We start from the raw sequence: 1,187 nt of genomic DNA, 5'->3' as shown, positions 1-1,187 counted from the left end.
CGACAGGTGATCCGACTCGGTCATTTCGGCAACCTCTGTTTTCCTGGTGACACGGGCCTTGCGCGAATACGGGGGCTTAAGGCGCCAGGACGCAGGCGACGGCGGCCAGGTCGGCGGGCATCGGGGTGATGGACACCACCTGCAGGCCGGCGGCAGCGGTCTCCCTGCGGATGTCGGCCTCGGACCGGTCCCGGGTGCCCTGCTCGCCGATGACCAGCTTGATGAGCGGCCGCAGCGCGGCGCCCGCGTCGTACTCGCGAACGGGATCCATGACGACGAGCATCGGCGGCTGCGCGGGGGTGTCGTCCCGGTCCCGCATCGCCGCGCTGATGCTGCTGAGGATCTGCACGGCGCTCTCGGAATTCCAGTCGTGCAGGACGTTCTTCAGCAGGTACACGTCGCCGCCGCGCGGGCATTCCTGGAAGATGTCGGCCGGCTCGAACGTCAGCCGCTCGATCAGGTCCGCGTCCCCCGACTCACGCAGGGCTGCCTCGGCCCGCGCGCAGGTGTCCGCGCGATCGACGCAGATACCCCGCAGGTGCGGGTGGACGGCGAGGATGCCCTTGAGCAGCTCGCCGTTACCGCCGCCGACGTCGACCACGGTGCGCGCGTTCGCCAGCGGCAGATGCTGGGCCAGGACCCCCGCGACGGGACGGGCCACTTCCTGCATCGCCTTGTCGAAGATCTGCGCCGTCTCGGCGTCCTTCTCGAGGTATTCGTACAGGCCGACGCCGTACCGTACGGTCAGCGCCGGTTTGTTGGTCTGCACCGCCTCCAGCAGCGAGCCGCAGCCCTGGGCGTAGAGGCCGGTCAGCAGCATGCTCATGTAACGCATGGACTGCGGATGGTCGGTCCTCAGCTGCTCGGAGGACTCCGAGTTGAGGTAGCGGCCATCCTCGTCGCGCGCGAAGACACCCACCATGGTGAGCGCGTCCAGGACGGGGGTGATCGCCTCCGGTCGCACACCGATCGCCTCGGCCAGCGCGTCGGCGGTCTTCGGCCCGGCGGCCAGGACGTCCGCGACACCGAGCCGGGCCGCTACGCCGATCGACGCGGAGATCCAGGTTCCTAACGACAGCTCCATCACTGACACGTGGTGTTCCCTCTCTGACGGCTGAAAGCTGAGCGGGCCCGTGAACAGTGCGACGATGAACGGTCGAGCAGATCGAGCAGTGGCCTGGCCACGG

Annotated in this window: 1 protein-coding gene; it reads right to left on the bottom strand. The window is 68.7% G+C overall.

Annotated elements, in window-relative coordinates; translation table 11 throughout:
• Positions 1-76 precede the first annotated feature (76 nt).
• The gene (locus Ahu01nite_RS45085; protein WP_239159655.1) at positions 77-1,084 is read right to left on the bottom strand and encodes a methyltransferase; all 1,008 of its coding nucleotides are present in this window, start codon (positions 1,082-1,084) and stop codon (positions 77-79) included.
• Positions 1,085-1,187: the final 103 nt, after the last annotated feature.

Source organism: Winogradskya humida (genome assembly GCF_016862215.1).
In the GTDB taxonomy this organism is placed as follows: Bacteria; Actinomycetota; Actinomycetes; order Mycobacteriales; family Micromonosporaceae; genus Actinoplanes; species Actinoplanes humidus.
Note: the sequence above shows the minus strand (reverse complement) of the source record. Positions and strands in the feature narration are given on the sequence as shown.

Coding starts and splice junctions, on each gene's coding strand:
- Ahu01nite_RS45085 (WP_239159655.1), bottom strand. CDS start 1,084: ATGGAGCTGTCGTTAGGAACCTGGATCTCCGCGTCGATCGGCGTAGCG.